The 19,374-nt window shown below is 65.2% G+C and carries 10 protein-coding genes; 8 read left to right on the forward strand and 2 right to left on the reverse strand.

The annotated features are described in order from the left end of the window. The first annotated feature begins 7 nt into the window (after positions 1 to 7). The 5 genes from fsa (at position 8) to fabD (ending at position 8,687) form a co-directional block, all read left to right on the forward strand. On the forward strand, positions 8 to 652 hold the full coding sequence (fsa, locus tag NTZ26_08015) for a fructose-6-phosphate aldolase (GenBank protein ID MCX6560447.1): 645 nt from the start codon (positions 8 to 10) through the stop codon (positions 650 to 652). Positions 653 to 907: 255 nt separating this feature from the next. Beyond that, a complete protein-coding gene (locus NTZ26_08020) occupies positions 908 to 4,321 on the forward strand; it encodes a translocation/assembly module TamB domain-containing protein (protein ID MCX6560448.1) in 3,414 nt (1,137 codons plus the stop codon). After that, entirely contained in the window at positions 4,296 to 7,037 is a 2,742-nt protein-coding gene (locus NTZ26_08025; GenBank protein MCX6560449.1) for a BamA/TamA family outer membrane protein, read from the forward strand. Before NTZ26_08020 ends, NTZ26_08025 begins: the two co-directional genes overlap by 26 nt. A 1-nt stretch (position 7,038) precedes the next feature. Beyond that, positions 7,039 to 7,746 carry a hypothetical protein gene (locus tag NTZ26_08030; protein MCX6560450.1) on the forward strand — a complete coding sequence of 236 codons (708 nt, stop codon included), beginning with the start codon at positions 7,039 to 7,041 and terminating at the stop codon, positions 7,744 to 7,746. 20 nt (positions 7,747 to 7,766) lie between these two features. Beyond that, positions 7,767 to 8,687 (forward strand): ACP S-malonyltransferase, encoded by a 921-nt coding sequence (gene fabD / locus NTZ26_08035; protein ID MCX6560451.1) that lies wholly within the window; start codon positions 7,767 to 7,769, stop codon positions 8,685 to 8,687. A 7-nt stretch (positions 8,688 to 8,694) separates the two neighbouring features. On the opposite strand, the gene pgsA is transcribed toward fabD, so the two are convergent. Beyond that, a complete protein-coding gene (pgsA, locus tag NTZ26_08040) occupies positions 8,695 to 9,237 on the reverse strand; it encodes a CDP-diacylglycerol--glycerol-3-phosphate 3-phosphatidyltransferase (protein MCX6560452.1) in 543 nt (180 codons plus the stop codon). 153 nt (positions 9,238 to 9,390) lie between these two features. On the opposite strand from pgsA, the gene NTZ26_08045 reads away from it, so the two are divergent. From NTZ26_08045 to NTZ26_08055, 3 genes are all read left to right on the forward strand, one after another. Continuing rightward, the gene (locus NTZ26_08045; GenBank protein ID MCX6560453.1) at positions 9,391 to 11,799 is read left to right on the forward strand and encodes a hypothetical protein; all 2,409 of its coding nucleotides are present in this window, start codon (positions 9,391 to 9,393) and stop codon (positions 11,797 to 11,799) included. Between the two features lie 17 nt (positions 11,800 to 11,816). Then, the gene (locus NTZ26_08050; protein MCX6560454.1) at positions 11,817 to 14,186 is read left to right on the forward strand and encodes a hypothetical protein; all 2,370 of its coding nucleotides are present in this window, start codon (positions 11,817 to 11,819) and stop codon (positions 14,184 to 14,186) included. A gap of 115 nt (positions 14,187 to 14,301) precedes the next feature. Continuing rightward, on the forward strand, positions 14,302 to 16,353 hold the full coding sequence (locus NTZ26_08055) for a dihydrofolate reductase (GenBank protein MCX6560455.1): 2,052 nt from the start codon (positions 14,302 to 14,304) through the stop codon (positions 16,351 to 16,353). Positions 16,354 to 16,365: 12 nt separating this feature from the next. Here NTZ26_08055 and NTZ26_08060 read toward each other — a convergent pair whose 3' ends face one another. After that, on the reverse strand, positions 16,366 to 19,368 hold the full coding sequence (locus NTZ26_08060) for a glycoside hydrolase family 2 (GenBank protein MCX6560456.1): 3,003 nt from the start codon (positions 19,366 to 19,368) through the stop codon (positions 16,366 to 16,368). Positions 19,369 to 19,374: the final 6 nt, after the last annotated feature.

Raw genomic sequence — 19,374 nt, forward strand, 5'->3', positions numbered from 1 at the left:
GGCCCGCATGAAGTTCTTTCTCGACACCGCCAACCTGGAGGAAATCCGCGAAGTCGCCGGCTGGGGCGTCCTCGACGGCGTGACGACCAATCCCTCGCTGGTGGCCAAGGAAAACCTCAAGTTCGAGGATCTCGTCCGCCGGATCTGCGGGCTCTGTTCCGGCCCCGTCAGCGCCGAGGCCGTCTCGGAGAAAGCGCCCGAGATCATCGTCGAAGGCCGCCGGCTGGCGGCTCTGGCCCCCAACATCGTCGTCAAGATCCCCATCACGGTCGAGGGCTTGAAGGCCATCAAGGTGTTGGCCTCCGAAGGGATCGCCGTCAACACGACGCTCATCTTCTCGGCGGGCCAGGCGCTGATGGCCGCCAAGGCCGGCGCCCGTTTCGTCAGCCCCTTCATCGGGCGGCTCGACGACGTGTCGCAAGACGGCATGGGCCTGATCGAGGAGATCGCCGGCATCTTCGAGAACTATAGCTTCGACTGTCAGATCATCGTGGCCAGTGTCCGCCATCCCCGCCATGTCATCGACGCGGCCCTGATCGGGGCCGACATCTGCACCATCCCGTTCTCGGTGATGGACAAGCTCGTCCGTCATCCTTTGACCGATCTGGGGGTTGAAAAGTTCCTCAAGGACTGGGGCCAAGCCTTGAAGTGAAGGGCGGGCTTTCGGGATGCGTCCAGGCCCCGCTCGTAGGACGGTATGGGGGCGGGAAGGACCTTGAGCCGGGCGAGAAGATCTGGCATCGTCGTTCTTCAATCCTTGACTGAAATCCAAGCACGTTCAGACCTCGAGGCCTGCTTCTTCTTGGCCGAAAAGATTTTCTTTAAGAAGTTTCCCTGCCTCGGCCCGCGCTGACTTTTCGCCCGAATCATGATATATTTTTATACGGAGAAGTGTGGCCCGATCGAGATGAATAAATTCCGCAGGCTTCGCCGTTTCGTCGTCTCCCTGACGATCCTGGCGCTGCTCGTCGGGGCGGGGATCGTCGTCAAGAACATCGTCCTGCGGCAAATCCGGGTCCGGATCGAGTCGACGCTTCACTATGCTAAGCTCCGGCTGACCGTCATTCCTCCCGCCATCATCCTCGAGGATGTCCGGTCCGCCACCGCTTCGCCCTACTTCTCGGCCCAGAAGGTCGTCCTGCGCTTTTCATACCTCACCCTGTTCAAACGAGACCGCCCCTTGACGGTCTTCATCGATCAGCCCGTTGTGCGGCTTTACGAGGCCGACCCATCGCGGCCGCCCGCCAAACTCGACCTGCGTTTGCCCTTCTCCATCCAGAGCGGCTACATCCTGAACGGCGATTTTTCTTATTGGAGCCGGGGCGTATCCGTCCGGGCGACGGGCCTGAAAGCGGCGTTCCGGCAGGTCAAGGACAGCTTCACGCTTGAAGTGCTGGCGCCCGAGGCCACCGTCCGGGCGGAGGCCATGGATCATCCCGTCAATGGCCGAATCCAGGGCCTGGTTGAAGGAAGGGGCAACCGGCTCTCCCTTCACCGCTTGACCTTCGACGGCCCCGACATCCTGGTCAAGCTGAACGGCCTCTTTTTCAATGCCGACCGGCTGACCTACGATCTTCAGGCCCTGGTTCACGCGCCGGCGGGCCGCCTGGCCGATTTTCTGAATCTTCCGTTTATTTGGGACGGTCAGCTCGAGGCCGAAGGCAAGGTGTCCAATACCGCGGGCGCGCTGGCCGTGAGTGCCTCCGTCCGCAGCCCCGCGCTGCGCCTCAACGGAGATCTCGTCGGCCGCGTCGAGGGGCCTCTGATCATGAGCCCGGGTCCGCGCGGAACCCTGCGTCTTACGCTGCACAAGGAATCCGCTCCGGTCGAAAGTGTCGACATCGACTTCCGGCCCGGTCTCGTTGAGGGAACCGCCAAAGGCTTTCGGGTCGACCCGATCGTCAAGGATTTCCGGATTCCCTGGCCCGTCCGTTCCCCGGTCGATGGGACCTTCAGGGTCGAGAGCGGGCTGGTCCGGGTCAAGGCGTCCTTCGTCGACGATCCGGCCGCGCTGCCGGCCTCCGGGCGGTTCGCCTTCCGCGGCCCGATCGACCTGACCTGGAACGGGCGCCAAAAACGGCTCGATTTCAGCTCGGAAAAGCTCGAGACCGTCTTCGGCACCCTGCGGGCCTCGGGCCGGGTCGAGATCGGCGGTGAAGTCGGCGTCGTCCTCAACGGGAACGTCTCCGACGTCCGGCAGGCCAGGGCGTTCACTTCGCTGATCCTGCGGGATCCCCTCCGGTTCCCGGAGATCAGGGGGCGAGGGACGACCGAGGTCAAAATCCTGGGGCCGTTTCGAAGCCCCCAGGTCAAGATCGGCTTCTCGCTGGCCCCGGCCGGTTTTGCCGCGTTCAACGCCGCCGCCGTCGACGGCTTGCTCGAAGTCGCCGGGGGCGAAGTGACGGGCCTTTTTAAGGTCGATGATCCGGACGCCAAAGGCGACCTCAGGCTGGCGGTCAAAGGCGGGGAGGTCGTCGTCCGCGCCCAGGTGGAGGATGCCCAGGTCGAGCGGATTCTGACCGCCCTGAATCTGTCGCTTCCGTTCAAGGGCCGCGCCTCCGGCGACCTGACCATCCGATCCTCGCCGGCGGGGCTGGGGCTGACGGGGAACCTGAAAGCCGATGTTCTGGAGGCGGCCGGCCTGCGGTTGACCGGTGTCACGACGGGGTTGGGATGGAGTTCGCCGTCATCGGAAATCCGGCTCACGGATCTCGAGGCCGGCTTATTCGGCGGCCGGGTTTTCGGCCGCCTCCGCATCGGCTTCGCGGACAAGACATACGACGCCGACTTAAAAGCCGAGGGCATGGACCTGGCGGGCTTGACCGAAGGCCTGCGAGGCACTGTGGGATTCGCCTTGGCCGGCCGGGGTTCGTTGGACGGCGAATTCGCCAAGGGCCCTTTCGCCGTCAAGGGCTTGGGTTTCCGCGCCTTCGGGCCGGCGGACGCGTCCGGTACAATTGAAGCCGGGTTCCAGGCCGGCCGGCCTATGGTTCGCATGGCCGGGAAGCTCGACCCGGGCGGAAACGAGATCTCGGCTTCGTTCACCGCCCCCGGGGGCGGCGAAGGATTTGTTCTTTCGGCCCGGGGCCATCTCCTCAACCCCGCCCTGTTCGGGTCCTTGACCGGTGTCCAGGCCGAGCTCGACTTTCTGGCCGATGTCCGGGGCGGCGGGAAGGGGATTCAGGTGGATGGAGCCGTCGACATCAAGGGGAAGCTCCTGCCGATCCCGGGTTTCCCCCACGCTCTAACCGATTTTTCCGCGCTCATCCGCGTCCAGAACAACAAAGCCGCCCTGCGGTCTTTCCAAGGCCGGCTGGCCGGCGGCGAAGTCCAGGGTACGGGCGAAGTGCGTTTCGGCAGCCAGGGCCTGGAAACGGCGGATCTTTCCATCGACGGCCGGAGCCTGACGCTGGTCCTGATCGAGGGGACACGCATGCTGGCCGATATCGGCCTCCGCCTGGAGGGGACAAACGGCCGGTTGGCCTTATCGGGCAACGTGGACGTCCGGCAATTGTCCTGGCGCCGAGAGTTCTCGGACAAGCTCGTCTTCGCCTTTTCGCCGCGCCTCGAGCCGAAGGCGGGACGATCCCTGTTCGACGGACTGGCGCTCGACATCCGCCTGCGGGCCGATGAAAACGTGCTCCTCGAGAACGCCATGGGCCGGATCCAGAGCCGTTTCGATCTGACTCTGGCGGGCACCGTCGAGGCTCCCGTCGTGCTGGGCGAGATCGAAGCCCTGCGCGGCGAAGTCTTTTTCCAAGGTCGGACTTTCCGGATTTTGAAAGGCCGGTTGAGCTTCTTCAACCCCGCCTCGATCGAGCCTTATCTCGATTTCCGGGGCGAGACGTTCCTCAAGGATTACCGCGTTACGTTCTCCCTGAGCGGCCGGATGGACCGCCTTCAGCCCGAGTTCGCTTCTTCGCCGCCGCTTCCGCCCGAGGATGTTCTGGCTCTGCTGGCCTTGGGCGAGTCCTTCAAGCGGACATACTCCTACGAGGCCAGTGCGCAAATGGGAACGGGTTCGCTGCTGTCGTTCCAGCTGGCCGAGCAGGCCCAAAAGCGGGCCGAGAAGCTCTTCGCCCTGGACAGCCTGCGAATCGATCCCTTCGTTCTGGGGGCGTCCACGGAAATGACCGCTCGCCTGACGGTGGGCAAGAAGATCTCTCGCAACATCATCCTCTTATACTCGACTAACCTGACCAGCCAGAGGGAAGACCTCATCCGGCTGGAATGGGACTTCACTCAAAGCTTCGCTCTCGTCGCCGTCCGCGACGAGCGCGGGCGGCTCAGCCTCGATGTCAAGGTTCGCAAGCGGTTCTAAGGTTGTCCGGGCCGCGGCCGTCGCCGCCCTGGCCTTGATCTTTGCCCTGATCGGAGCCGCTCCGGCCGGAGCCGGTCAGGCCTCGGCCACCGTGACGTCCGTCTCCGTGTTTGTGGACGGCCTCCCCGCCGACGCCGATTTCGCGGCCCTGGTCCCGATCGCGCCGGGCCTCGCCTTCTCGGCCAAGTCTTGCGACGCCGCTCTCCGACAGCTTTACCGGACCGGCCTTTTCGCGGATATCCAGATCCTCCGTCGGGAAGGGACGGACATCCGGCTGACCGTTCTGTTGGAGCGCCGGCTGACCACCCGAGCGGTGACGTTCCGTGGCGGACACGGGGTGTCCTCCCGACTGCTCAGCGAAAGCCTGTTCGCCATCCGTCCCGACGCCCCTTACACGGAGAACTTGCGGGTCCGGGCCGAAGCTGAGCTGCGCGAGGCGCTGCGTCGGGAAGGCTATCTGAACGGTGTCGTCATCAGCTCGGCCCGCCGGGTCAAGGACCGCCCGGCCGTGGACGTCCTGTTCGAAATCGTCCTGGGCGCGCGCTTCACCGTCAGCGCGATCGGTTTCAAGGGCCGGCCGATCGCCGAACCGTCCACCTTGGCCCGGCTCATCAAAACCAAGCCGGGGAAGCCGTACAATCCGACGGTAGTGGAGGCGGATCTGGCCCGCTTGAAAACCGCTTACAACGATCTTGGGTATCCGCGGGCCGAAATCTCACTCCGGGGACGGGTTTTCCACGAATCCGACAACACCGTATCCCTGAATTTTTTCGTCGTCCCCCAGGAGCGGATCGTCATCGAGGTCAGGGGAGCGAAAGTCGATCAAGCGCCCCTCCGCGCCATCTGGGAGCAGCCTGTCTTCGAGGATTGGGCCGTCGAACGGGCCGAAGCCCGCATTCTCGCCGACCTTCGAGCCGACGGCTACCTCTTCGCCGCGATCCGTTCCCGGATGGAGCGCACGCCGGAGGAGATTCGAGTCATCCACGAGGCTGTGCCGGGGGAGAAGGTCCGCCTTCGGGACGTTGTCATCGAGGGCGCGACCCACTTCGCTCCGGACGATCTGAAGCGGGCCCTGGGAGGAACGCCCAGGCTCCCGCTCGGCGGCGCGGCGGTCTATGACTTGCCGAGCCGGATTATCGACTATTATAAATCGCAGGGCTTCCCGGAGGCCCGGGCCGAGCTGAGCTTCCGATCGGCGGATCAAGCCACCGACGCCGTGTTGACCATCGTGGAAGGCCCCCGGCAGACGATCGAGCGCGTCACCGCAACCGGAGCCTTGCTCTTTACGGCGGAGGAGCTCCTGACCCAGGTGACGGCCGCCGCCGGCGGCGCCTATGTCTCGCCGTCCGTTCAACGGGACGTCGGCCGCTTGGAGGCCTTTTACGCCAACCGGGGCGTACGCGATACGAAGATCGTCGCCGCCGTCGAGACGGTGGCCGAAAACAGGCATACGGTGGAGTTCCGCATCGTCGAAGGCCGCCGCCTCCGGGTGGAACGGATCGTGGTGGCCGGTTCCCCGATCACCCAGCGGCGTCTCATCGACCGCCAGCTCCGGCTGCGGGAGGGCGATTGGGCCGGGGCCGAAGCCATCCAGGAGTCCAAGCGGGAGTTGGAGCGATTGGGGGTCTTTTCCGAGATCCAGATCGAAGAGGTCCCGACCGGCCCGGAGACGGTCGACTTGGTCATCAACCTCCGCGAGGGCGAACGGAACTTGGTCAGCCTGGGATTGGGACTGGAGACCAAGAACGAACCGATGCGGCTGGACCTGGCCAAGAATGTCATCGGACCACGAGCCACGGCCGAATACACCCGCGGCAACGTCTTCGGACGGGCCGCCCAGCTCAGCCTGATCAGCCAGTTCAGCGAGCGGGAAAAGAGGGCCGTCGTCTCCTGGGAGGAGCCGTTCCTGTTCGGCTGGTCGATGCCGATCACTCTGAACGGCTGGGCGGAGAGCGAGGCCCGGGAAAGCTATGGGTTCGACCGCCGGGGCATCAGCCTGAGCGGGTCCCGGACCCTGGCCTCGGGCTGGATTTCGCTGACGACCTTGCGCTGGGCCAGCACCACCCTGAATTCCTTGGAGATCGCGGCGAACGAAGTCGACCGCCAGTTCTTTCCCTACTCGGCCACCTCGGTTTCGGAGACCTTCCTCCTCGACCGGCGCGATGATTCTTTCAACCCGGAGCGGGGGACTTTCCTGAGCGGCGTGCTGGAATGGGCTTATCCGCTGTTTAAAGTCGAGTCGGATTACGTCAAGACCTTCGTCAAGGGCCAGGTTTACCAACCCCTCTTCGGCCGCTGGAATTTGAGCTTGACGGGCCGGGCCGGATTGGCCATGGGCCGCATCCCCATCCACGAGAGGTTCTTCGCCGGCGGCAGCAACTCCTTCCGTGGCCGGTCTTTCGACCGCCTGGGACCCAAAGACATCGGCTCGGATATGCCGGTCGGCGGCAAGGCGATTGTCCTTTTCAACCTGGAGCTGCGTTTCCCCTTGCTGCCTTCCTTGCCGGCCTTGACCGGCGCCGTTTTCTATGACGCCGGCAACGTCTTCGCCCACCGCGGCGATTTCAGCCTAGCCGGCTTGGAGAATGCCGTCGGGGCGGGCTTGCGCTACCGGACGCCGCTCGGCCCGATCCGCTTCGATCTCGGTTGGAACCTCAACGCGCCGGCCGGGCAGGCCCGGATGAAAATCTTCATCACCATCGGGGACGTCTTCTAAAATGCGTCGAAACATCCTTCTTTTGGCGGCCACGGCCGGATTCCTCCTCCAGCCTGTTCCCGCGGCGGCTCAGAATCGGCCCGTGGATTGCGTCGCGGCCGTGGTCAACGGCGGAATCATCACCCGATTCGACGTCGAGGTGGCGGATGCGTTTGGTTTATTCGAGCGGGTGGCCGTGGCCCCCCGGGTCATCTCCGCCGATCCGAGCGCTCCGAAAAGCCAGGCCCAGACCGCCGCCCCAGCCGCCCGGCGAGCGGCCCTGTTGAACCTGCTGATCGACCAGAAGCTCGTCGTCGATCAGGTCCGCCCTTCCGCCGCGGCGCCCGATCCGGCGGCCGTCGACGCGGAATGGCGGAAGCTCCTGGCCCGGGCCGGCGCGGCCTCAATCCGGAGCAGCCTGGACCGGTTGGGCATGAACGAGGCCGGCGTCCGTCCGTATATCGAAGAGAAGGTGCTGTTCCGAAAAACCCTCGATGATCGCTTTCTGCGGACGGTCAGCGTCAGCCTGCGGGAAATCGAATCCTTTTATGCCGAGACTTACGTTCCCGCCCGGAAGGCCGAAGGCCAGCCGGCGCGGCCTTTGGTCGAGGTCCTGGATGCCATCGAAGCCGAGATCAAGAAGGCCAAGATCGAAGCCCAGGCCACGGCCTGGATCGACGCGCTGAGGGATCAAGCCGGAGTGGAGATTAGAACCGACTGTTTAAAATAGAGCAGAAACCGGAGATCGCGATGAAGAAGGCCGCTTTTCTATTTCCCGGACAAGGATCCCAGGCCGTCGGCATGGGTAAGAGCTTCTACGACTATGCCGACGAGGCCAAGAAGCTGTTCCGCGCGGCCGACGACGTCCTCGGCTTTTCCCTCTCGCGCCTGTGCTTCGAAGGCCCCGAGGAGGATCTGCGGCTGACCCGCAACACCCAGCCCGCCCTGCTCGTCGTCAGCGTCATCGCCTACCGTCTTCTCGAGCGCGAGCCGGCCGTCGCGGCGGGCCACAGCCTGGGCGAGTATTCGGCCTTGGTCGCGGCCGGGGCTCTCGACTTCGAGGATGCCGTCCGGCTCGTCCACAAGCGCGGCACGTACATGCAGGACGCCGTCCCCGTCGGCGCGGGCGCCATGGCTGCCGTTCTGGGGATGCCGTACGAGGCGCTGGAGACCTGCCTGGCCCATGTGACACAGGGCGCTGTTCAGGTCGCCAACTGGAACAGCCCCGACCAGATCGTCATTTCCGGCGACAAGGCCGCCGTCGAGGAGGCTCTCCGGCTGGCCAAGCCGCCCAAGTCGGTGATGCTCCCGGTCAGCGCCCCGTTCCATTCGCCCCTGATGAAGCCGGCCGAAGACCGCCTGGCCGCGGATCTCGACGCGATCGCCTTCCGCGATCTTCGCTTTCCCGTCGTCAACAACGTCGACGCGCGCCGGATCACCGCGGCGGCCGAGGCCCGCGACGGGCTGAAGCGACAGGTCAGCCGGCCGGTTCTCTGGACCAAGGCCATGGAGACCCTGCGCGAGGAGGGGATCGACGTCTTCGTCGAGACGGGGCCGGGCAAGGTCCTGTCGGGGCTGATGAAGCGGATCGGCCGGGGCTGGCCGCACCCGTTCGTCCTGGCGAACGTCGAGGATCGGGACTCGCTGGAGACGGCGGCCGCCGCGCTCTGACCCAGACTTAGGGGTTCTCCCGGACCAGGCCGGGGCCGTACTTGACGAAATACTCCGCGGCCGAATAGACTGCCGCGGCCATGGTCAGCCACAGAAAAACCCGCGGGGCGCCGGCCAGCGAGCCCAGCCACGCGGGCTTCACGAGGAGCAGCGAGATGGCCGCGGTCTCGAGCCAGACCTTGATCTTGCCCGGCCAGGACGCGGCGATGACGATGCCCTTGGACGCGGCGATGGCCCGGAAGCCCGTCACCGCCAACTCCCGGCCGATGATGACGACGGCCATCCAGGCCGGGACATTCCCCGCTTCGACCAGGCAGACGAAGGCGGCCGTGATCAGCAGCTTGTCCGCGATCGGGTCGAGAAGCTTGCCCAGCTCGGTGATGGCGTTGGTCCGCCGGGCCAGGATGCCGTCCACCGTGTCGGTCAGCATGGCCAGCCAGAAGACGCCCAGGGCGAACCATTCATGGCCCCGGAAGCCGGCCAGCAGGAAGGCCATGAGGACGGGCACCAGCAGGATGCGGAAGGTCGTCAGGGCGTTGGGCGCGTTCATGATCGCTGGCGTAGCGTAGCGCAATTCCCCGGGCCGGTCAAACCGCCCTCCCCGGGCGGGTCCGGTTGCCACGGGGCCGCGTCGGGACTAGAATGCCTCGCGGGAGCCCGCCCTCCCCGGGCGTCGAGCTCACTCGGAACGGAGGTTTCCCTCATGCGATCCCCGCATCCCACAGTACCTCGGCTCGTTCTCCTGGCAGCCGCCGGGCTGGCCGCCTTCGCGGCCCTGCTCCCGGCCCAGCGGCCGGACCAGGCGCCGACTCGAATCGTCGGCACCGATCCGCAGCTCCGCCTGGCCTGGTACGACCAGTTCGTCCAGATGAAGGCGGTGTCCAAATACAAAGACCTTAAATGGCAGTTCCTCGGCCCGACCAACATCAGCGGCCGCATCACCGACGTCGCGGTCGTGTCGCCCAAGGGCCAAATTTATACGATCTATGTCGGCGCGGCCTCGGGTGGCGTCTGGAAGACGGATAACGAGGGCACGACCTGGGAACCGGTGTTCGACCAGGGCCCTTCGGCGGCCGTCGGCACGCTGGCCTTGGATCCCTCCGACCCGAAGACCCTTTATGTCGGGACGGGCGAAGCCAACATCTTCCGTAGCTCCCAATCGGGGACCGGCGTCTATAAGACCGCCGACGGCGGTAAGACCTGGACCCACCTGGGCCTGGCGGGGACGGGCACCATCGCCCGTATTGTGGTCCATCCCTCCGACAGGAAGATCATTTACGTAGCCGCATCCGGCAACGAGTGGACCCGGAACCCCGATCGGGGCGTCTACAAGACGGTCGACGGCGGTACGACCTGGGAGAAAGTCCTTTTCATCTCCGATGAGGCCGGGGCCATCGATCTGCGGATCGATCCCCAGGACTCGCAAACGCTGTACGCGGCGACGTGGCAGAGGACGCGCAAGAAATGGAACGATCCCCGCAACGAGCCGACTACGTCCGGCAGCGGAATCTGGAAGACAATCGACGCCGGCCGGACCTGGACGCCGATCAACGCCGGCCTGCCCGAGGCCCGCTTCCGCGGCCGCATCGGGCTGGACGTCTGCTTGACCAAGCCCAACGTGGTGTATGCCTTCCTCGATAATTACGAAAAGGCCCGCGAGCCGAGCGAAGAAGAGAAAGCCGACTCCTACGGCCTGCCGTCGGCCGGGATCATCAAGGGCGCAACGGTCTACCGTTCCGACGACAAGGGCGGCTCCTGGACCCGGGTGAGCGGCCTGACGCCGGAGCAGAAATCGTTCATGGAAAGCCATTCCAACACCTACGGCTGGGTCTTCGGCCGGATTCGGGTCGACCCCAACGACGACAACACGGTCTACACCATGGGCCTGCCGTTCTGCGCCTCGAACGACGGCGGCAAGACCTTCCGGACCGTGCCCGGCCCCGGCGGCGATCATCACGCCCTGTGGATCGATCCCGCCAATTCTTCCTACCTGGTCAAGGCCTTCGACCAGGGTGTAGCCGTGTCCTACGACAAGGGCAAGAATTGGCGCTATTTCCAGAGCCAGATCCCGGTCTGCCAGTTCTTCGACATCGCCTACGACATGGCCGTCCCGTTCAAGGTCTACGGCTCGATGCAGGACCACGGAAGCTTCCGGGCCCCGGTCGACCTAGGCCGCGGCCGCGACCGCATCCCGGCCCAGGCCTTCGAGAATGCCCCGGGCGGCGAGGGCTCCAATCACGCCATCGACCCCGGCAACCCCAACCTGGTCTATTCGGCGGGCTTCTACGGCACCATCGCCCGGGCCGAATACGGCCTGCCCGGTACGGCGTCCGGCCGCCCCTCCAGCAAGACGCTCCTGCCGCGGGCCTTCGAGAACGAGCCGCCGCTGCGCGGCCAGTGGCTGGCGCCCTTCATCCTCTCGCCGCACAACTCCTCGATCGTCTACCACGGCATGCAATTCCTCTTCCGTTCGCTCGATCGCGGCGACACCTGGGAGAAGATCAGTCCCGACTTGACGGCGCCGATCCCCTCCGAGATGGGCGATATTCCCTATCACACCCTGTTCGCCCTGTCCGAGTCGCCGCTTCGATCGGGGCTCGTCTATGCCGGGACCGACGACGGCCGGGTCTGGGTGACCCGGGACGGCGGCAAAGCCTGGTCCGAAATTGGGGCCGGGCTGCCGGCGAAGAAGTGGGTTTCCCGCCTGGTCGCGTCCAAGTACGCCTTGGGCACGGTCTACATGACCCAGAACGGCAAGCGCGACGACGACATGGCCGCCTACGTCTGGAAGTCGACCGACTACGGCAAAACCTGGGTCTCGATCGCCGCCGGCATTCCCCTCGGCCCGGTCAACGTCATCCGGGAAGACCCGGTCGACCGCAACGTTCTTTATGTCGGAACGGACGGCGGCGTCTTCGTCACCAACGACGCCGGCAAGACCTGGGCGGCGCTCGGGGCAGGACTGCCATTCGTCTACGTTCACGACCTGATCGTCCACCCGCGCGACAACATCGTCGTCATCGCGACGCACGGCCGGGGGATGTGGGCGCTGGATGCCAACCCGGTCAACGGCAAGGACAAGCGTTCGTCGCGATTCTGGGAAGAAGACTAGAGCCCATGGGAGGCGCCATGACTTCGAATCGACGCAACCGGATTTTTCTTTGTCTGTCCCTCGCCCTGGCCTTGGGCCTGAGCGGATTCTCTGCGGCGCAAAAAGCCGCTCCCGGCCGCCCGGCCCTGAAGACGGTCCAGAGCACCGATCCCGCCCTGCGCCTGAAATGGGCCGAACAGCATAAGGCCATGAAGGCCGCATCCCCGACCAAGGACCTCAAGTGGCGATTCATCGGCCCCGACATCATCGGCGGCCGCTGCACCGACATCGCCGTGCCCAAGGGCTCGAAGCACACGATCTACATCGGCTCGGCCACCGGCGGCGTTTGGAAGACCGTCAACTCGGGCGTCACCTGGGAGCCTCTGACCGATGAGCTTCCGACGCTGTCCGTCGGCGACCTGGCCATTGCGGACTCCGACCCGAATATCGTCTGGCTGGGGACCGGCGAGGCCAACATCTTCCGGGCTTCGATCGCCGGGACCGGCGTCTACAAGTCCGTCGATGCGGGCAAGACCTGGCGGCACATGGGTCTTCCCGGAACCCAGACCATCGCCCGCATCCTGATCCATCCCACGAATCCGGACATCGTCTACGTCGCCGCTACCGGGCATGAATGGACGGACAATCCCGATCGGGGCGTCTTTAAAACCACCGACGGCGGCCTGACCTGGCAAAAAATTCTTTATATCAACGAGAGGGTTGGGGCCAACGATCTGGTCATGGACCCGACCAAGCCCGACACGCTGATCGCCGCCACCTGGAACCGCATCCGCCGGCGCTACTCCGATCCCATGCCCGGCGGAGAAGACGGCCTGTTCAAGACGACTGACGGGGGCCGGACCTGGAAGCCCTGCGACTCGGGCTTGCCCGATACCGCCCTGACCGGACGCATCGGCCTCGACCTCTGCGCCGGCAAGCCCGACGTCGTCTATGCGTATGTGGACAACCACAACCCCGGCCGCGAGGCCGCCGCCGGCGAGCGCGACGCCTACGGCCGTCTCAAGACGGGCAAGAAGATCGTCGGCGCCGAGGTCTATCGCTCCGACGATCAGGGCGGGTTCTGGCGCAAGGTCAGCGTCTCCGACGCTCTGATGGAGGGCTTCGGCGGCACCTACGGCTGGGTCTTCGGCCAGATCCGGGTGGATCCCCAGGACGAGAACACCGTCTATATCATGGGCCTGGGACTCTACAAGTCCGTCGACGGCGGCAAGTCGTGGCGGGGCATCTACTATGAGAACCTGCATGGAGACCACCACGGGCTGTGGATCGACCCCGCCGATTCGAGCTACTTGATCAACGTCAACGACGGCGGGGCCAACGTGTCCTATGACGGCGGCCGGAGCTGGCGGGACTTCCACAAGGGCATTCCGACCATCCAGTTCTACAACGTGGCCCTGGACATGGCCAAGCCGTTCACGGCCTACGGCTCGGTCCAGGACCATTTCACTCACCGCGGCGTGGGGATCGCTCCTCTCGTCGGGAACGCCCGCCGATCACGCCTCCCGGCCGTCCGTTGGGAGCTGGCCCCCGGCGGCGAGGGCTCGCACATCGCCGTCGATCCGACCAATCCCGCCGTCGAGTTCTCGTCCACGTTTTACGGCCGGCTGCAGCGGTCGGAATATGCCGACGGGGCCTGGACCGACAAGGATATCTCCCCGAAGGCGGCCGAGGGGGAACCCGAGCTGCGCGGGCAGTGGCTGGCGCCCACGATCCTCTCCCCGCACAATCCCCAAGTCGTCTATCACGGCTTCCAATACCTTTACCGCTCCATGAACCGGGGCGAGACCTGGGATCGGATCAGCCCCGACCTGACGGCCTTTGACCCGCAAAAGCAGGGCCGGCTGCCGTTCGCCATCCCGTTTGCGACTCTAACCGCAGTGGCGGAGTCTCCCTTCCAGTTCGGGCTCCTCTATACCGGCAGCGACGACGGGCGCGTCCATGTGACCAAGGACGGCGGCGCGACTTGGACCGAGATCACGAACGGCCTGCCTTACAACAAGCACGTCTGGTCAATCGTCGCCTCCAAGTACGACCCGGCGGCGGTTTACATCACCCTGATCGGCCGGCACGACGACGATTTCGCCCCCTACGTTTACAAGTCGTCCGATTACGGGAAGACGTGGGTCAGCCTGGCCTCCAACCTGCCCGGCGGCCCGACCAACGTCATCCGCGAGGATCCCCGCAAAAAGGGCGTCCTCTATGTCGGGCTGGATTTCGGCGTCTATGCTTCGACCGACGACGGACGAACCTGGAATGATCTCGGTTCGGGCCTGCCCAACGCCCCGGTCTGGGACCTCCAGATCCATCCCCGCGACAACATGATCGTCATCGCCACCAACGGCCGCGGGATGTGGGTCCTGGATGATCCCTCGGTCCTGCAAAAATGACCGCGGCCGGAAAATTGATTTTCGTTTTTACCCGGTGATACAATCCCCGGGCGTCGTTCCCGAGGCGCACAGGCGCCGAGGGGATGGCCTGAACCCGAGCGAAAGGAGTCCCGCCATGACGAAAAAGATCGTTCTTCTGGCCCTGATCTTCGGGGTCGCGTTCCTCATCACCGCCTGCAAGAAAACCGAGCCCCAGCCCGAGCCGGCGGTGGCCGCGGTCGACGCCTTCCAGTGGCAGGTCGACCAGTTCGCCGACGTGAAAATCCTGCGCTACCAGGTCAAAGGCTTCGAGGCCCTCAGCCCGGCCCAGAAAGAGCTGATCTATTACCTGAGCCAGGCCGCGGTATCCGGGCGGGACATCACTTTCGCCCAGAACTACAAGCACAACCTCGTCATCCGCAAGACCCTGGACGCCATCGTCGAGGGCTACAAAGGCGACCGGAACGATCCGCAGTGGGCCAAGTTCCTGACCTATGTCAAGCAGGTCTGGTTCGCCAACGGCATCCACCACCATTACGCTTACGACAAGTTCGTCCCCGAATTCACCCCCGAATACTTCGAAGCCCTGGCCAAGGGGACCGAGGGGACGGCCTTCCCGCTGGCTCAGGGTCAGACCCTGGACGGCCTGCTGACCTTCCTGAAGCCCATCCTGTTCGACCCGGCCGTAGACGCCAAGAAGATCGGCCAGGACTCGAGCCAGGATTTGGTCAAGACCTCGGCCGTCAACTTCTACGAGGGTGTCACCCAGGCCGAGGCGGAGAAATTCTACGCCGGCCTGGCCAAGCCGAACGATCCCGAGCCGATTTCCTACGGCTTGAACTCGCGGCTGGTCAAGAAGAACGGCAAAGTGGTCGAGGAAGTGGCCAAGGTGGACGGCCTCTACGGGCCGGCCCTGGCCAAGATCGTCTTTTGGCTGGAGAAGGCGGCCGGTGTCGCCGAGAACGACCTCCAGAAGCGGATCATCGGCAAGCTCATCGAATACTACAAGACCGGCGACTTGAAGAAGTTCGACGAGTACAACGTCCTGTGGGTCTCCGATACCCAGTCGATGGTCGATTTCGTCAACGGCTTCATCGAGGTCTATAACGACCCGATGGGCCGCAAGGCGACCTGGGAGTCGTTGGTCAACTTCAAGGACCCCGAGGCCACCAAGCGGACCGAAGCCATCTCGGCGGCCGCCCAGTGGTTCGAGGACAACTCGCCGATCGATCCCCGCTTCAGGCGGAAAGAGGTCAAGGGCGTCTCGGCCAAGGTCATCAACGCCGCCATGTTGGGCGGGGCGACCTATCCCGCCACTCCCATCGGCATCAACCTGCCCAACGCCACCTGGATCCGCAAGGTCCACGGCTCCAAGTCCGTGACCCTGGGCAACATCACCTACGCCGGCTCGCAGTCGTCCTTGAGCTCCGGGTTCGGGCCCGAGTTCACCGCCTCGCCCGAAGAGCTGGCCCGGTCGCGCCAGTACGGCGCCCTGGCCGGCGACATCCATACCGACATGCATGAGGTCCTGGGCCACGGCTCCGGCCAGCTGCTGCCCGGCGTCTCGGTGGAAGCCCTCAAGAACTACCATTCGCCCATCGAGGAAGCTCGGGCGGATCTATTCGCCCTCTACTACATCATGGATCCCAAGATGATCGAGCTCGGCCTCCTGCCCTCGGTCGAGGCGGCCAAGGCCGACTACGACGGCAACGTCCGCAACGGCCTGCTGACCCAGATGGTCCGGATTCAGCCCGGCAAGACCATCACCCAGGCCCATATGCGGAACCGGGCCATGATCGCCCATTGGGTCTACGAGAAGGGCTTGCCCGAGAACGTGATCGCCAAGGAAGTCCGTGAAGGCAAGACCTATTTCGTGATCAAGGATTACCAGAAGCTGCGGGCCCTCTACGGCAAGCTTCTGGCCGAGATCCAGCGGATTACTTCCGAGGGCGACTACGAGACGGCCAAGGCGCTCATCGAGACCTACGGCGTCAACCTCGACCCCGTCCTGCACAAGGAAGTTCTGGCACGCTACGCCAAGCTCAACCTGGCCCCCTATACCGGCTTCCTCAACGTGGTCTACACGCCGGTCGTCGAGAACGGCAAGATCGTGGATGTCAAAGTCGAATATCCCACGGACTACGTCCAGCAGATGCTTCGGTACGGCAAGGAGTATTCGTTTCTCTGAGGCTCGGCCTGGTCAGCGCGGGCCGGCCAGAAGGCGGACGGCGAACCTGCCTTTGATGACGGCGCCCTTTTCAAGCGGCCGGTCGTCGACCTTGTGATGCGGGGCGAAGAAGATATCCCCGCCGCCGGTGTTGAAGTCGGCGATGAGCCATCCGATCCGATCGCCGTCGACGAAGGCCCGCGCAGCGTGCCGGCCGTCAGATGCCAACAGTGCGCCGTAGCCTTTGGCCGACGTCAGCGTGGCCCAGTCGAGGCCGGTCTTGGTGGAGCGGAAGTCGTTCGAGCCCAGGCTGTTCTGATCGTCTTTCCAGGCCCACTCGGGCGCCTGGCGAAATCGGAAATCGCGTCCGGCGGCGAGCGCTATGGCGGTGCCCCGGAGCCGGCCGATGTGGTCGTCGGGATAGACGGACCAGAGGCCTTGGCGGCTCCAATCGAGCCTGTCCATTTCGCGCGGCAGATAGAGCACCAGCCCCCATTGGCGAGGGTTCATCTTCTCTTCCACTGCGAAGGAGTACTCGATATCGGCCTGGCCCGCGCCGTCGATCCGGATCCGATACTCGCCGCGGGCTTCTTTATAGCGCCCTTTTACGGTCAAAACGACCGCACCGGCCTCCTGGACGGCCTTGACCGATTCCGCCGTCCATGCGGAGCCGACGTCGTTCAGCGGCTTGATGTCCAGGCTGAAGTCCGTCACACAAGGGCCCGAGGTTTGGGCCAGAAGCATCAGGACCGGTCCGCCGGCTAGGATCGGGACCCCGTCCGTCTCGGCGCCCAGGATGGCGCCCGTGGCCTTGTTGATCGTCCACCGGGTCGATGGGCCGGCGGCGATGTAGCGGCCGGCCTCCTCCTTGAGCTCGATCGTGCCGGCCATCGCCGCAGTGAAGGGCGGCGCGGGGATGGTCCGGCGGCCGATGGGAATCTCGACGGCCTCGGCCAGAAAGCCGCGCGGGCTCCAGAACTCGAGCTTCAAGGTCTGGCCCTGGAAATCGCCGGCCGGCGGGCGCAGCGCGAGAATGCCGCTCCGCCGCGGCGGAAGGTCCATGTGCGCCGTTCCCCGCGCCTCGCCCAGCCGCCATTCGATCCGCATCTCGGACAGGTTGGTGAAGTCGTGGCGGTTCTCGACCTCCAACCGGATCGGTTGGCCGGGGCCCGCAACGGGGATCACCTCCGGCTTGACCCGGACGGGCGAATAGCTTTTTTTCAGGTGCCAGTACTCCGGCTTTTCCCGCCGCCAACCGTCCAGCAGGCCCCACTCGCCGTAGCCGACCGCTTGGCCCGACGGCAATTGGAAGACGTCGTCGATCCCGGACCAGATGGCGCCGCCGATGACCGTGGCTGAGCCGGCCATCCTCTCCCACTGCCGCTGCAGGCCGTTGCCCCATTCGTCGCGCAGGCCCGGATCGGCGGCCAGCTCGGTCCGGTTGTAGCAGTTCAGATGGCAGTATTCGCCGTAGAGAAGCGGCCGCGGGAAGTTCAACGCCAGTTCGGGCCCCTGCGGGCCGGGGTAGTGATAATTGGCCACGGCCATGATCGAGGAGCCCAGGTTGTTGTAGTCGCCGTAAGCCTGGTCGTGAAACGTCTTGGGCCGGGTCGGATCGAGCGTCTCGGCGAAGGCCTTGACCTTGGCCCAATTGGGGCCCCAGGTCGATTCGTTGGCCAGCGACCAGAAGATGATCGATGGATGGCGATCGTCGAAGGCGATCATTTCGCCGACGGCCCGCTCGAGGAGGGGGTAGTACTTCGGATCGTTGGGCGCGTCGATCTTCCACTTGGGATTGGCGCCGTGGCCGATCCAGACCAGGGGCGCTTCGCATTCGACGAACAGGCCGAGCTCGTCGCAGGCGTCCAGAAACTCCTCGGCCGGCGGGTAGTGGGAGGTCCGTATATAGTTGACGTTGGCGGCCCGGAAAAGCTCCGCGTCCTTGCGTCCCAGCTCGGGGGTGAGGCTTCGCCCCAGCAAGGGATGGGTTTCGTGGCGGTTGACGCCGCGGATCTTGATCGGCGTCCCGTTGACGTAGACCCGCGTTCCCGCAACCTCGATTTCCCGGAACCCGAAGCGGCGGGAAACCGTCTCGACGGGGCGGCCCTCGACCGTCAGGGTCACGATCAGGGTATGGAGACGGGGATGCTCGGCGTCCCAGAGCTTCGGATCGCGCACGTCCGCTTCGAAGACCTTGTTCACCGCCGATCCCGGCGCCAAGTCCCAGGCGCTCAGAGGCGCGGTGGACAGGGGCATCGGGTTCCCGGACGGATCGAGCAGGGCGAAACGGACCTGGGCTTCGCGTGCGGCGCTGCGCCCGGCGTTCGCAAGCGATAGATCGACCCGCAGGCGGGCGTCGCGATAGGCGTCGTCCAAATCGGTCCGGATCCGCAGCCGGTCGACGTGGACCTCGGGCACCGCGAGCAGGCTGGCCTTGCGGGTGAGGCCGCCGAACTGGTAGGCGGCGTATTGGGTGCCGCTGGCCAGATCGTCGGCCGTCGATTCGTTTTGGACGGAGACGGCGATGGTGGCGGCCGAGCCGGGATGGACGAGGGCGGTCACGTCCAGCTCGAAGGCGTTGAACCCGCCATGGTGCGCGCCGGCCGGGCGCCCGTTGACCCAGACCTTGGCCTCGCTCTGGACGCCGTCGAAGCGGATGAGAACGCGGCTGCCGGCCCACGATTTGGGGATGGTCACGGTCTTAAGGTAGCCGGCGGCTGTGCCGGGCTTGACGGCAAAGCCCTGCATCGTCCAATCGCCGGGGACCTGGATGGGGGGCCAGGCGGCGGCGGAGCGCTCGGTGAGCGACCAGAAGGCCGGGGGCGGTGCGGCCTGGAATTTCCAGGCGCCGTTGAGCGGCAGGACGGACGCCTCGAGGCCGGCCACGGCTTCGGGCCGGGGCGTGAATCCATAATTGGTCGTCGGCGACGAGGGCATCGGAACGTCCGCTCCGTTCGATCCGAAGGCGATCGCAGCGACGATTCCGAGGGCAGCCAGGGACAGGCCCCGGGCGAGGGCCGAGGATTTCGTGGTCATCGAGCC

It is taken from the genome of Candidatus Aminicenantes bacterium (genome assembly GCA_026393855.1).
Taxonomy (GTDB): Bacteria; Acidobacteriota; Aminicenantia; order Aminicenantales; family UBA4085; genus UBA4085.